Genomic DNA, 13,741 nt, shown 5'->3' on the forward strand with positions numbered 1-13,741 from the left:
TCCGTGGAGGCACCGGGCAGCCGGGTGAGACCTGCGGGTCAGCCGCGACCCGCGGACCGTTGTGTCCTGCGCGACACCGAGTCGATGACGACGGCGGCCAGCAGCACGCCACCGGTGATCATGTACTGGACGGAGTTCGCGACGCCCAGCAGATTCATCCCCGACGAGATCGAGCCGATGACCAGCATGCCGAGCAGCGCCGACCAGACCGAGCCCCGGCCACCGAAGAGGCTGGTGCCGCCGATGACCGCGGCCGCGATGGCCTCCATCAGCAGGTTGCCGGTGCCGGCCTGCTGGCTGGCGGAGCCGATCCGGGAGGCGATCATGATGCCGCCGAAGGCGGCCATCAGCCCGGCCAGCGAATAGACCGAGATCCGGATCGCGACGACGTTGATGCCCGCGCGACGGGCCGCCTCGACGCTGCCGCCCAGGGCGATCACCTTGCGCCCGTAGGAGGTGCGCCGGACCACGAAGTCCAGGATCACCAGGACCGCCACGAAGATCACCAGGGCGAGGGGCAGCCCCTTGTACTCGTTCAGCCGCCAGGCCGCGGTGAAGGTGATCACCGCGAGCACGCCGGTGCGGACCAGGATCTCGCTCAGCGGCCGCGAGGGCACACCGACCGCCTTACGGCGCCTGCTGTCCAGGAACTGGGCGAGGAAGAAGCCCGCCGTCGCGAGCGCGGCCACCCCGTACGCGGCGATGAGCTGGCTGAAGTAGTGGGCGGTGAGATCCCGCACGAAGCTGTCGTCCGCGATGCTGATGGTGCCGGTGGTGCCGAGCACCTGGAGCATCAGACCGTTCCAGGCCAGCAGACCGGCCAGGGTCACCACGAAGGCCGGGACGCCTATCTTGGCGAAGAAGAAGCCGTGCAGCGCGCCGAGCACCGCGCCGCTGGCGAGCGCGGCGAGCACCGCGATCCCCTCGGGCACCCCGTGGTTGACGTTGAGCACCGCCAACGTGGCCGCCGCCAGACCGCTGAGCGAGCCGACGGACAGGTCGATCTCACCGAGCAGCAGCACGAAGACGATCCCGACCGAGATCATGCCGGTGCCGCCGAGCAGGATCGAGAGGTCGGAGAGGTTCTTGGGCGAGAGGAAGGCGCTGTCCTTCGCCTGGAAGACCGCCCAGATGATGGCGATGCCGACGATGACCGGGACCGCGCCCAGGTCGCCGCTGCGCATCTTCCGGCCGAACTCCGTCAGATAGCCCTTGAAGCCCTCCTGACGGACCAGCAGCCGGGGGTCGACCACGGTGACCGCGTCCTTGGCCACGGGGTTGACGTCGGCCGGGCCGCTCGCCTTGTTGCCGCCGTTCGACGGACCGCCGTTGGTCTTGTCGACGTTCGTGGTCACTTCGCGACCTCCCCGCTACGCGCCTTGCGGCGGGTCACGGCGTTGTCCGTGGCGCCGGTGATGGCGGAAATGATCTCTTCCTGAGAGGTGGTCTTCACATCGAAGATGCCGTTGTTCCGGCCCAGCCGCAGCACCGCGACGCGGTCCGCGACGGCCTTGACGTCGGCCATGTTGTGGCTGATGAGGATGACGGCCAGGCCGCGGTCGCGCAGCCGCTCGACCAGGTCGAGGACCTGCGCGGTCTGCTCGACACCGAGGGCGGCGGTCGGCTCGTCCAGGATCACCAGCTTGGGCTCGCCGAGCATCGAACGGGCGATGGCGACGGTCTGCCGCTGGCCACCCGAGAGCGAGGCGATCGGGATCCGCACACTGGGGATGCGGATCGACAGGGTCTGCAGCAGCTCACGGGAGCGCCGCTCCATCTCGACCTCGTCGAGCACCCCGGCGCGCAGGATCTCGCGGCCGAGGAAGAGGTTGCCGACGACGTCGATGTTGTCGCAGAGGGCGAGGTCCTGGTAGACGGTCGCGATGCCCAGTCCCTGGGCGTCGTGCGGCCGGGTGACCTGGACGGACTTGCCCTGCCACTCGATGACGCCTTCGTCGGCGGGGCCGACTCCGGCGATGGTCTTGACGAGGGTCGACTTGCCGGCGCCGTTGTCGCCCACCAGGGCGACGACTTCACCGGCGTGGACCTCCAGATCGATGTCGGTGAGCGCCTGGACGGCGCCGAACCGCTTGGAGATCCCGCGCAACGCCAACACGGGTCCGTTCGGCACGATGGCCAGCTCCGTTCCGGGCAGGGAGATCCCTGCTGTGTGACGGAGGGGAGAGCGCGCTCTCCCCTCGGGTTGGGGGGTGTGTCAGGGGGCGGGCGGGCCGTCCGCAAGGGACGGACGGCCCCGCGCCGCTACTTCAGACCGGCCTCGTCGCACGCCGCCTTGTACTTGGCGGTGCAGATCTGGGCAACCGTGTAGTTCCCGTCCTTGACGACGGTGTCCTTGATGTTCTTCTTGGTCAGCGAGATCGGGGTGATCAGCGTGGCCGGGATGTCCTTGTTGGTCGGGCTGTCGACCGTGTTGGACTCGTTGACCTTGTCGCCGCGGCCGAGCGCGATGGCCATCTCCGCGGCGGCGGCGGCCTCGTCCAGGTAGGACTTGTAGACGCTCATGTACTGCTCGCCGGTGACGACCCGGCGCACACCCTCGAGTTCGGCGTCCTGGCCGGTGACCGGGGGCAGCGGGTTGAAGCCGCCGCTCTTGAGCGCGGTGATCGCGCCGCCCGCCATGCTGTCGTTGGCCGAGTAGACGCCGATGATGTTCTTCTTGCCGAGGGAGGAGATGGCGCCCGTCATGGCCTCGTTGGCCTTGTCCGCGAGCCAGCGGTCGATGTCGTACGACTTGCCGACGTTCACCTTGCCCTGGAGGACGGACATCGCGCCCTTCTTGAACAGGGCGGCGTTGGGGTCGGCCTCCCAGCCGTTGAGCATCACGATCTTGCCGCTCTTGGCCTTGTCGCCCAGCGCCTCGAGCAGCGCCTGGCCCTGGACCTTGCCGACCGTCTCGTTGTCGAACGAGGTGTACGCGGAGACCGGGCCCTCGGCCAGCCGGTCGTAGGCGACGACCGGGATCCCGGCCTCGTCGGCCTTCCTGACCGAGGAGGCTATGGACTTGGAGTCCACCGAGTCGAGGATGAGCGCGTCGACCTTCTTGGTGATCATCGAGTCGACCTGCTGCTGCTGAACCGACGTGTCCGACTTGGCGTTGACGTACAGGATCTTGCACTCCGCGCAGAGCGCCTTGACCTTCTTGGTGATGTACGGCCGGTCGAAGTTCTCGTATCTGGCCGTCTGGTCCTCGGGCAGCAAGAGCCCGATCGTGAGCGGACCGGTCTTCTTCTTCTCGTCCTTCTTGTCGCTGTCGGCCTCCTTCGCCGAACCACAGGCGGCGAGGGCTACGGTCATCGACACGACAGAAGCAGCAAGAGCGACGCGACGCATCGTTGCGTTCATTTGGGGGTGACCTCCCTGACGAGGCCGCGTCATTGCGGCCGAGGTGGCTGGAAGTCAACTCGGCCGCCCGCATGGCGTCAAGAAGTAAATCCTTAACGAGATGGCAACGGTGCCATTCGTTATCTGAGTGAACGCAGCCGGACAGGCCGGATAGACGGAGCGTGACCGGACAAAGCCGCTCAGGCAAGACCGGGGCCAACGGCCGCGATCCGGCGGTCAGGTGAGGGCCGGAGCCCCCGCCGAGAGCGCACCGTCCAGCAGCGTCGAATCTCCCATCTCGCTGAGCACCAGCGCCAGCGCGCCCAGCACCTCGGCCCGGCCGCCGAGCGCCCCGGGCATCACCGACAGCTGATGGGCCGCGCTGGGGATCGCGTACCGCGCGACCGACTCCCGGATCGGGCCCAGCACCAGCTCCCCCGCCTCGGCGAGCTGACCGCCCAGCACCATCCGGCTCGGATTGATCAGATTGCAGAGGTTGGCCACCCCGCTGCCGATGTGCCGGCCGACATCCCCGATCACCCGCCGGCAGCCGGGGTCGCCCTCGCGGGCCAGCTGCACCATGCGCTCCACGGTGAGGTCCGCGCCATGGCTGGATTGCAGCAGCGGCAGCACATAGCGGGCCGCGGTGAAGGTCTCCAGACAGCCGCGGTTGCCGCAGCGGCACACCGGGCCCGACTCGTCGAGGGTGATATGGCCGATCTCGCCCGCCGTGCCGCCGGGGCCGCGGTAGATCTTCCCGCTGATCACCAGCCCCGCGCCGACACCGTCGGCGACCTTGATGTACGCGAGGTCGGCGACCCCGCGGCCGGAGCCCCACACCAGCTCGCCGAGCGCGCCGAGGTTGGCGTCGTTGTCCACGTGCACCGGCACCCCGAGCCGCTGGGCCAGGTCGTCGCGCGGATTGGTGCCCGCCCAGCCCGGCAGGATCGCGGTCGAGCCCAGCGTGCCGGTCTCCACATCGATCGGGGCGGGCACGCCGAGGCCGACGCCGACCACCTTGTCCTGGCTGAGCCCGCTGGCCGTGATCAGCCTGCTGACCAGCTGCTCCGCCCGGTCCAGCCCCTGGGAGGAGGAGGCGTCCACATCCAGCGGCTCGGCCTCCTCGGCCAGTACCTGATGGGCGAGATTGCCGATGGCGACACGCAGATGCGTATGGCCGAAATCCACCCCTACGACGATGCCCGCGTCGCCGCTGAGCGAGACGCTGCGCGCCCGGCGGCCGCCCGCCGAGGTGGGGGTGACCTCGACCGTTCCGCCGTCCTTGAGCTCACGCACGATGTTGGAGACGGTGGCGGCGGACAGCCCGGTGGACCGGGCGATCTCCGCCTGGGTCAGCGAGCCCGCCATCCGCACTGCACGGACCACCCGCTCGAGATTGGCCCGGTGCAGCGACGACTGCGATCCCGGAGTCTCCACGCCCATCCACTCCCGCCTTCGCGGGCGGCACGACGGCCGCTCCGCCGGCCGGGCCGCAGCAGTGAGGCCCAGCGGTGTCTCCAACATGTGAACTCTAAGCTGAGCCGCCACGGTTGTCCCACGTCAAGTCCCTGACCGTCGCGGGACGCCCGGCGGCACCTTCTGATATCTCCGGTCCGCCTCCTGGTATCTCCCGCCCGGCTCCGGATAGCTCCCGGGCACCTCCGGACACCTCCCGCCCGGCTCCCGGCGGGTCCGCGGCGGCGCGGCGATATCCCCGCCAGCGTACGACCGGCGCGGCGAAACGAATCCCCCGGGGCGGCCCACAGCACACGGCCCCGTCCTTTCCGCGCGACGGAAAGGACGGGGCCGCGAAAAGCGCTCTCCGGCTGCCCCTATTTGAGCGCGCCCGCGGTCAGGCCCGCCTGGACCTGCCGCTGGAAGAGGATGTAGACACCCAGCACCGGAAGCATCGCCAGCACCAGACCGGCGAAAAGCGCGGACCAGTCGCCCTTGTACTGCTGGCTGGCCGCGAGCTGCACAAGCCCCTGGGTGAGCACCCGCTTGTCCTCATCGGTGTTGAGCACCGTGGGCAGCATGTACTGGTTCCACTGGCCGAGGAAGTTGAAGATCCCGACGCTGATCAGGCCGGGCTTCGCCATCGGCAGCATGACCTGGAAGAACGTACGGGTATGGGAGGCCCCGTCGATCAGGGCCGCCTCCGCGACCGAGGACGGCAGCGTCTTGAAGAACGAGGTGAGGAAGAAGACCGTGAACGGCAGCGAATAGGCGATATAGACCAGAATGAGCCCATGGAAGGTGTTGAGCAGGCTCATGTTCTTCATCACGAAGAACAGCGGCACCAGCGCCAGGATGATGGGAAAGCTCATCCCGCCGACGAACATGAAATAGATGAATCGCTTTCCCGGGAATTCAAAGCGAGCCAGGATGTATGCCGCCATCGAGCCCAGCAGCATCGTGCCGATCAGGGAGCAGCCCACGACCAGGATCGTATTGAGGAAGAAGTCGCCGATGTTCGACTTGCTCCAGGCCCGGCTCCAGTTGTCGAAGTGCAGGGCCGAGGGCAGTCCCCAGGGCGAGGTGAAGATCTGCTTGTCGGTCTTGAGGGAGCTCATCACCGCCCACAGCAGCGGCAGGGTGACGAGCAGCCCCCAGACCACCAGGATGCCGTGCGAGAAGACGTTGAGGACCTTGCCCTCGCTGCCGAGCCGGCCCTCGGGGGTGAAGCCCGGCGGGGGCTGCTTGCGGACGGGCCCGGCGGGCGGCGCCTCGTCCTCCTTGGTGACGCCCGGGAGTTCCGAGGGCTCTGCGTGCGAGGTCACTGTGGTACCCCCAGATCGGCGGTCGGGCGGCGGTGGCCGGGTGCGGTCGGTGTGATCGGCATCAGTACTCCAGCCGCTCGCGCCGGCCGAGCCTGGTCACGACGACCGCGAAGATCAGGGTGACGATGAGCATCGCGACGCCGATCGTGGTGGCCCGTCCGGCCTGCCCGTCGTGGAAGGTCTTGGTGTAGACGTAGTAGCCCATGACCTGCGTGGAGTCGGCGGGGCCGCCCGGCCCCACGGTCATGATCTGCACCACGGCGAACGCGTCGAGCGCGATGATGCCCATATAGATCCAGCCGGTCTGGACCGTGTCCCAGAGCAGCGGCAGGGTGATCTTGAAGAAGGTCTTGATCCGGTTGGCCCCGTCGAGCAGCGCCGCCTCGTAGAAGTCCTTCGGGATGGAGCTCATCCCGGCGGAGAAGAGGACGACGTAGAAGCCGACGTTGCTCCAGACCATCACCGCCATCAGGCACCACAGCGCCAGCTTCGGATCGGCCAGCCACTGCTGCTGCAGCGATTCCAGGCCGATTCCGCCGAGGAAGGCGTTGATCGCGCCGTTGCGCGGGTTGTAGGTGAACTGGAACAGCAGGGCGACGATCGCGATCGACAGCACCTGCGGAAAGAAGTAGATCACCTTGTACAGGCTCGACCCGCGCACTCCGGAGATCGCCGAGTTCTTCCTCCCCCGGCCGCCCACATTGAGCATGAAGGCGAAGAAGAGCCCGAGGCCGAGCGTCACCAGCGGCACCACCAGCAGCAGCACGACATTGTGCCCGACCGCTTTCCAGAAGAGGTCGTCGTGCAGCAGCCAGTTGTAGTTCTTGAACCCGACCATCTTGAAGTCGGAGCTCAGCCCGGTCCAGTCCGTGAACGAGTAGTAGATGGCCTGGACGAATGGCGAGATCACGAAGACCGCGTAAAGGATCACCGGCAGGGCCAGGAACCCCGCGATGAACCGGTACTTCCCATGCTGCATTTCTACCGACCTCGGTCTTCCCCTACGGATAATGCCGCCGGTGACGCGTCGCGCCGCATCAGACGTGCTTGTACTTCTTGACGGCGTCGTCCTTGGCCGTGTCATCGGCGAACTTCTGGCACTTCTTGATCGTCTCGGCGGGGGTCATCCGGCCCGCCATCATCTCGCCGAGCGCGCCGACGCCGATCTGCTGCTTCTGCAGCGTCACGTACCAGTCCTGGAGCCGCGGGTTGACCACGTTCTTGCCCGCCTTGGTCAGCGCCTCCTGCGCCGAGGCCAGGCCCGGCGGCAGGCTGAGGCCCTCGGTGCCGCCGTTGAGCGAGGAGAGCGAGGAGACCTGCTTGATGAAGTTCTTGGTGGACTTCTCACCGAGCATGATCCGCAGCAGCTCCATGCCGCCCTGGGGGTTCTTGGCCGCCTTCGGGACGATGAAGGGCTCACCGCCGGAGGCCCAGAGGGTGCCGAACGGCAGCTTGTCGCTCTTGTCGAGGCTGGAGGGCGCGGCCACCGCCATCTGGAAGTCCTTGGGCGTGGTCTTCTTCGCCTCGTTCTCCACCCAGGAGCCGTTGGGGATGAACAGCGCCTTGCCCTGGTTCCACGCGGTCTGGGACTCGATGTGGGTCAGACCGGGGGTGCCCTTGAGGATGTAGCCCTTCTTGTAGAGCTCGTAGTACGCCTCGAAGGCGGCCTTGACGGCCGGGTGCTTCCAGGCGTTCGGCTCCAGGTTGTCGATCGAGTCCAGGACGTCCCGGCCGCCGATCTTGGCGATGAAGGGGTAGAGGCTGAACGGCAGGTAGTAGGGGTACTTGCCGGGGTAGGTCCAGCCCGCGATCCCCTTCTTCTTCGCCGCCTCGCAGACCTTGAGCATGTCGTCCCAGGTCTCGGGGTACTCCATGTCGAGCTTGGCGAGATTGCTCTTGGAGTACCAGACGCCGTAGACGGTGTAGGCGTAGTAGAGGATCCACACCGGCTTGCCGTCGAACTGGCCCATCTCCACGACACCCGGGCGCAGGGTCTCGCGCACCGTCTTGTTGGGGTCGTCGAGGGAGGGCGCGTCCAGCAGCGGGGTGAGGTCGGTCAGCTGGTTCTTGCCGACCAGGGTGCCCATGTCCATCTGCTCGGCGCCGGAGTTGTCGACGAGGTCCGGCGGGGTGCCGCCGTTGAAGCGCGGCTGGAGCACGGTCTGGATCTTCTGGGTGGCCGCGTGCTTGACCTTGCCCTTGGTCTTCGGGAAGGCCGCGGCGTACTCCGCCTCGGCGTCCTTGGCGTACTGCTGCCCGAAGCCGCCGTCGAAGATGACGACGTCGAGCGCGGCGCTCTCATTGACCGCGAGCGGGTTCTTGGCGCTCTTCTTGCCCTTGTCGACCTTCTTGGCGTCGTCGTCACCGCCACTGGCACAGGCGGACAGCGCGCTCATCGCGGGCACGGAGATCAATCCGAGCGCCGCCGAGCGCTTGATCAGATCGCGACGGCCGACATCTGAGGTGGATCCCATGCTCAAGTCCTCGCCTTCGTCAGGACTCAGGCGGTGTAACGGTTTCCCGTACGTACTCGCCTCCGGCGAGGGGCCCGACACCGCGGGTCAGTTGAAGCGTCAAGCGGAGTATTGCTGGGTGTACGCCGGGGAGTGCGGAGGACCCGCCGAGGCCCTCCGATATGGGCCGCGGTGCGGCCTTCCCCCTGGGGCGACAGGTATAGTCCACTGGGCCTCATATGGGCAAGATCGAGAGGTCATCGGGTATCAGTCTTTCCCGAGTTGAGACCTGCCCGACATACCGTAGGCGGAGACAGTCCGTGCGGCACGCCGCCGTGCGCGCTCCCCGAAAGGCGGTTCCCGTGTCCCGGAAGCAGCTCACCCTCGCCACCAGCATTGTCGTGACCGCGACACTCGCGATCACCGCGGGGTGCGGCTCCGACAAAGGGGGCTCGGCGGCCGGGGACAGCAAGGGCGGCGCGGCGATAGGCAAGGGCATGGCCCAACTGCCGGTGGAGCCCACCCAGGCGCCGACCGAGGAGCCCACCGACGACCCGTATGACGAGCCGTCGGACTCCCCCACCGGCGGCTCCGGCCTGATCACCCCGGACGCCAAGATGGGGACGTGCGGATGGGGTTCGGACGGCAAGCCCTACGCCAATGTGAAGATCAGCAACTCCGGCTCCAGCACCGCCTACTACTCGCTGCTGGTCGGCTTCGTCGACAGCTCCGGCAAGGCCGTGACCACCGGGGTGGAGTCCGACGCTGCCGTGGCGGGCGGCGCCGACAAGACCATCAAGGTCACCGGGCTCAAGGCGGACAGCTCCCACACCGCCAAGAAGTGCCGGCTCTCGCTCGCCACCAAGTCCGACAGCTCCGACTGAGCCGACGGCGACTGAGCCGACGGCGGCGACTGGGGCCGCCCACGCGGGCCGAGTCCGGCAGCGGCGGCTGACTCCCACAGCGCCGGCCGAGTCCCACAGCCGCGGCTGACGCCGTACCAGACACACCCCCAGCGGGCGCGCCGAAACGCCCCCATGGACGCGGGCCGTACCACCGATGGCGGTACGGCCCGTGTCGTACCACCCGCCGGGCGCAGCCCAATTGGCGGTTGTCCGCATCCTTGACACCACCCTCCCCCTGCCTCCCTACTTATCTCTGCCCGACCCTGAGGACAACGTTGTCAGACTCGTTGAGAGGCTGCGTATGCGACAGAGACGACCACAGAGACGATGGCGTGGGATCGGACGGACGGCCCCCCTGGTGGCGGCCGTCCTGCTGGCGGTGACGGCCCAGGGCGGTGCGGTCGCCGCCCCCGCCGGCCCGGCCTCCGCGCACCACGCCGACCGCACCTTCGCCTCGTCCTTCGAGTCGGGCGACCCCCAGCCCGACTGGCTCAACACGGTCGAGACCGGACCCGATGGCAAGAAGAAGGCGTCCGGCGTGGACGGAGGCTACTCCTCCGGGATCCCCGGCAATGTGACCGACAAGGTCACCGAGGTCCGGGCGAGCGGGGAGAACACCGAAGGCGGGGAGGTCAAGGAGAACCTCGTCGACGGCGAGCTCACCAGCAAGTGGCTGGCCTTCGACACCACCACCGCCTGGCTCGAGTTCGATCTGAGCGAGCCGGTGAAGGCCGTCCGCTACGCCCTCACCTCCGCCAATGACGCCCCCGGCCGGGACCCGAAGGACTGGACCCTCAAGGGCTCGGCCAACGGGTCCGACTGGACGACGCTGGACACCCGTAAGGACGAGACGTTCCCCTCGCGCCAGCAGACGCGGGAGTTCTCCTTCGACGGCGCCACGGCGTACCAGCACTTCCGGCTGGAGATCACCCGCAACGCCGGGGACAACCTCATCCAGCTCGCCGAGGTGCAGTTCGCGACCGGCGACACCACGCCGCCCGCGCCCACCGACATGCGCACCCAGATCGACCGCGGCCCGACCGGCTCCCCCACCGCCAAGGCCAACGCGGGCTTCACCGGCACCCATGCCCTGCGCTACGCGGGCACCCACAAGCCGGACGGCCGGGCGTACTCGTACAACAAGGTCTTCGACGTCGACACGGCCGTCACCCGGGACACCCAGCTGTCCTACCGGATCTTCCCGTCGATGCCCGAGACCGATCTCAACTACCCGGCCACCCATGTCTCGGTCGATCTCGCCTTCACCGACGGCACCTATCTGAGTGATCTGCCCGGCGCGGTCGACCAGCACGGCGCCCGGATGAGCCCGCAGGGCCAGGCCGACTCCAAGACGCTCTACGTCAACCAGTGGAACAACAAGGAGTCGCGGATCGGCGCGGTCGCCGCGGGCAAGACGGTCGACCGGATACTCGTGGCGTACGACTCCCCCAAGGGCCCCGCGAAGTTCCGCGGCTGGCTGGACGACGTCTCGATCGCCCCCAAGGCGCCCGAGAAGCCGCTGAAGCACCTGTCGGACTACGCGCTGACCACCCGCGGCACCAACTCCAGCGGCAGCTTCTCGCGCGGCAACAACTTCCCGGCCACCGCCGTCCCCAACGGCTTCAACTTCTGGACGCCGGTGACCAACGCGGGCTCCACCGACTGGCTCTACCAGTACGCCCGTGCCAACAACGCCGACAACCTCCCCACCATCCAGGCGTTCAGCGCGAGCCATGAGCCCAGCCCCTGGATGGGCGACCGGCAGACCTTCCAGGTGATGCCGTCCGGCGCGGCCGGCACCCCCGACGCCGGGCGCACCTCCCGCGCGCTCCCCTTCCGCCATGAGAAGGAGACCGCCCGGCCGTATTACTACGGGGTGACCTTCGAGAACGGTCTCACGGCGGAGATGGCGCCGACCGATCACGCCGCGGCGATGCGCTTCACCTATCCGGGTGAGGACGCGAGCGTCCTCTTCGACAACGTCACGGGCGACGGCGGGCTGACCCTCGACGCCGAGCACGGCGTCGTCACCGGCTACTCCGACGTCAAGAGCGGACTGTCCACCGGCGCCACCCGGATGTTCGTCTACGGCGTCTTCGACACCCCGGTGAGCGCGAGCGGCAAGCTGGACGGAGACGGCGGCAAGGATGTCACCGGCTACTTCCGCTTCAAGCCGGGGAAGGACCGCACGGTCACGCTCCGGCTCGCCACCTCGCTGATAGGCGTCGACCAGGCGAAGGCCAACCTCGACCGGGAGCTGCCCGCGTGGAGGTCGTTCGAGCAGGTCAAGCGGGCCGCACAGACGGAGTGGGACAACATCCTGGGCCGGATCGAGGTCGAGGGCGCGGACCGCGGCCAGCTCACCACGCTCTACTCCAGCCTCTACCGGCTGTACCTCTATCCCAATTCCGCTTTCGAGAACACGGGGACGGCGGCCAAGCCCCGTCACCAGTACGCGAGCGCCTTCTCGCCGGGCACCGGGGAGAACACCCCGACCCACACCGGCGCGAAGATCGTCGACGGCAAGGTGTACGTCAACAACGGCTTCTGGGACACCTACCGCACCACCTGGCCGGCCTACTCACTGCTCACCCCCAAGCGGGCGGGCACGATGGTCGACGGCTTCGTACAGCAGTACAAGGACGGCGGCTGGATCTCCCGCTGGTCCTCGCCGGGCTACGCCGATCTGATGACCGGCACCAGCTCGGACGTGGCCTTCGCCGACGCGTACCTCAAGGGCGTACGGTTCGACGCCGAGGCGGCGTACGAGGCGGCGCTGAAGAACGCCACCGCCGTGCCGCCCTCATCCGGCGTCGGCCGTAAGGGCATGGCCAGCTCGCCCTTCCTCGGCTACACGAGCACCGAGACCCATGAGGGGCTGTCCTGGGCGCTGGAGGGCTATCTCAACGACTTCGGCCTCGCCAATATGGGCAAGGCGCTCTACGCGAAGACGAAGAAGGCCCGCTACAAGGAGGAGTCCGAGTACTTCCTGCACCGCGCCCAGGGCTATGTCTCGCTCTTCGACGACAAGGCCGGCTTCTTCCAGGGCAAGGACGCGGCGGGGAAGTGGCGCGTCCCCTCTGACAAGTACGACCCCCGGATCTGGGGCTACGACTACACCGAGACCAACGGCTGGGGCTACGCCTTCACCGCGCCCCAGGACAGCCGGGGCCTGGCCAACCTCTACGGCGGCCGGGCGGGCCTGGCCAAGAAGCTGGACACCTATTTCTCCACCCCGGAGACCGCCTCCCCCGAGTTCGCCGGTTCCTACGGCGGCGTCATCCATGAGATGACCGAGGCGCGCGACGTCCGCATGGGCAACTACGGCCACAGCAACCAGGTCGCCCACCATGTGACGTACATGTACGACGCGGCGGGCCGGCCGTGGAAGACCCAGGAGAAGGTGCGCGAGGTGCTCTCCCGCCTCTACACCGGCAGCGAGATCGGCCAGGGCTACCACGGCGACGAGGACAACGGCGAGCAGTCCGCCTGGTACCTCTTCAGCTCACTGGGCTTCTATCCGCTGGTGATGGGCGGCTCGGAGTACGCGGTCGGATCGCCGCAGTTCACCAAGGCCACGGTGCATCTGGAGAACGGCCGCGATCTGGTGATCAAGGCCCCGCGCAACAGCGCGCGGAATGTGTACGTCCAGGGCCTGAAGGTCAACGGCAAGGCGTGGAACTCCACCGCGCTGCCGCACTCGGTGATCGCCAAGGGCGGCACGCTGGAGTTCGCGATGGGCGCCAAGCCGTCGGCCTGGGGCACCGGCAAGAACGCCGCGCCGTCCTCCATCACCAAGGACGACAAGGTGCCCACCCCGCGCCACGACCTGACGGTGCCGAGCGGTGGCACGGCCCTCCTGGACAACACCTCGACCACCGAGGCCACCTTCGAGTCGGTGGACCTCCCGGTCACGGCGGCGGGCCGCGCGGTGCAGTACACCCTGACCTCGTCGGACCGCGGCAAGGCCCCGACGGGATGGGTGCTCCAGGGCTCCGCGGACGGCAAGCAGTGGCGGGACCTGGACCGCAGGTCGGGCGAGTCCTTCACCTGGGACAAGCAGACCCGCGTCTTCTCGGTGCGCACGCCCGGTACGTACGAGCACTACCGCCTGGTGCCGGACGGCAAGTCGACACTGGCGGAGGTCGAACTGCTCGGCTGAGCCGCTGGGCGGGCCGGGTCCGTACCCACGGACCCGGCCCGTCCGGCCCGCCCGGCCCCGCGGAGCGCCCACGCGGCTCACGAGCGGCCGAGCCTGGGC

Annotated in this window: 9 protein-coding genes; 2 read left to right on the forward strand and 7 right to left on the reverse strand. The window is 68.2% G+C overall.

Going from position 1 to position 13,741, the window contains the following annotated elements:
- Positions 1-38: 38 nt before the first annotated feature.
- The 7 genes from J8403_RS12205 to ngcE all read right to left on the reverse strand — a co-directional run bounded on the left by J8403_RS12205 (position 39) and on the right by ngcE (position 8,596).
- Complete coding sequence (locus J8403_RS12205; protein WP_211123215.1) at positions 39-1,355, reverse strand: sugar ABC transporter permease; 1,317 nt, start codon at positions 1,353-1,355, stop codon at positions 39-41.
- A complete protein-coding gene (locus J8403_RS12210; RefSeq protein ID WP_079059090.1) occupies positions 1,352-2,131 on the reverse strand; it encodes an ATP-binding cassette domain-containing protein in 780 nt (259 codons plus the stop codon). The genes J8403_RS12205 and J8403_RS12210 overlap by 4 nt, the downstream gene beginning before the upstream one ends.
- Before the next feature lie 131 nt (positions 2,132-2,262).
- The gene (locus J8403_RS12215) at positions 2,263-3,363 is read right to left on the reverse strand and encodes a substrate-binding domain-containing protein (RefSeq protein ID WP_211123216.1); all 1,101 of its coding nucleotides are present in this window, start codon (positions 3,361-3,363) and stop codon (positions 2,263-2,265) included.
- Between the two features lie 216 nt (positions 3,364-3,579).
- Complete coding sequence (locus J8403_RS12220; protein ID WP_093470552.1) at positions 3,580-4,779, reverse strand: ROK family transcriptional regulator; 1,200 nt, start codon at positions 4,777-4,779, stop codon at positions 3,580-3,582.
- A gap of 395 nt (positions 4,780-5,174) precedes the next feature.
- On the reverse strand, positions 5,175-6,122 hold the full coding sequence (locus J8403_RS12225; RefSeq protein WP_137967795.1) for a carbohydrate ABC transporter permease: 948 nt from the start codon (positions 6,120-6,122) through the stop codon (positions 5,175-5,177).
- 61 nt (positions 6,123-6,183) lie between these two features.
- The gene (locus J8403_RS12230) at positions 6,184-7,101 is read right to left on the reverse strand and encodes a carbohydrate ABC transporter permease (protein WP_211123217.1); all 918 of its coding nucleotides are present in this window, start codon (positions 7,099-7,101) and stop codon (positions 6,184-6,186) included.
- Between the two features lie 58 nt (positions 7,102-7,159).
- A complete protein-coding gene (ngcE, locus tag J8403_RS12235) occupies positions 7,160-8,596 on the reverse strand; it encodes an N-acetylglucosamine/diacetylchitobiose ABC transporter substrate-binding protein (RefSeq protein ID WP_211123218.1) in 1,437 nt (478 codons plus the stop codon).
- A 341-nt stretch (positions 8,597-8,937) separates the two neighbouring features.
- On the opposite strand from ngcE, the gene J8403_RS12240 reads away from it, so the two are divergent.
- Positions 8,938-9,459 carry a PT domain-containing protein gene (locus J8403_RS12240; RefSeq protein WP_246585817.1) on the forward strand — a complete coding sequence of 174 codons (522 nt, stop codon included), beginning with the start codon at positions 8,938-8,940 and terminating at the stop codon, positions 9,457-9,459.
- Between the two features lie 322 nt (positions 9,460-9,781).
- Entirely contained in the window at positions 9,782-13,642 is a 3,861-nt protein-coding gene (locus J8403_RS12245) for a GH92 family glycosyl hydrolase (protein ID WP_211123220.1), read from the forward strand.
- Positions 13,643-13,741: the final 99 nt, after the last annotated feature.

Source organism: Streptomyces yatensis (genome assembly GCF_018069625.1).
GTDB classification, from domain to species: Bacteria; Actinomycetota; Actinomycetes; order Streptomycetales; family Streptomycetaceae; genus Streptomyces; species Streptomyces yatensis.

Excerpts from the sequence above, each read along its gene's own strand:
- ngcE (WP_211123218.1), bottom strand. The coding sequence starts at position 8,596 with ATGGGATCCACCTCAGATGTCGGCCGTCGCGATCTGATCAAGCGCTCG.
- J8403_RS12245 (WP_211123220.1), top strand. The coding sequence starts at position 9,782 with ATGCGACAGAGACGACCACAGAGACGATGGCGTGGGATCGGACGGACG.
- J8403_RS12230 (WP_211123217.1), bottom strand. The coding sequence starts at position 7,101 with ATGCAGCATGGGAAGTACCGGTTCATCGCGGGGTTCCTGGCCCTGCCG.
- J8403_RS12215 (WP_211123216.1), bottom strand. The coding sequence starts at position 3,363 with ATGAACGCAACGATGCGTCGCGTCGCTCTTGCTGCTTCTGTCGTGTCG.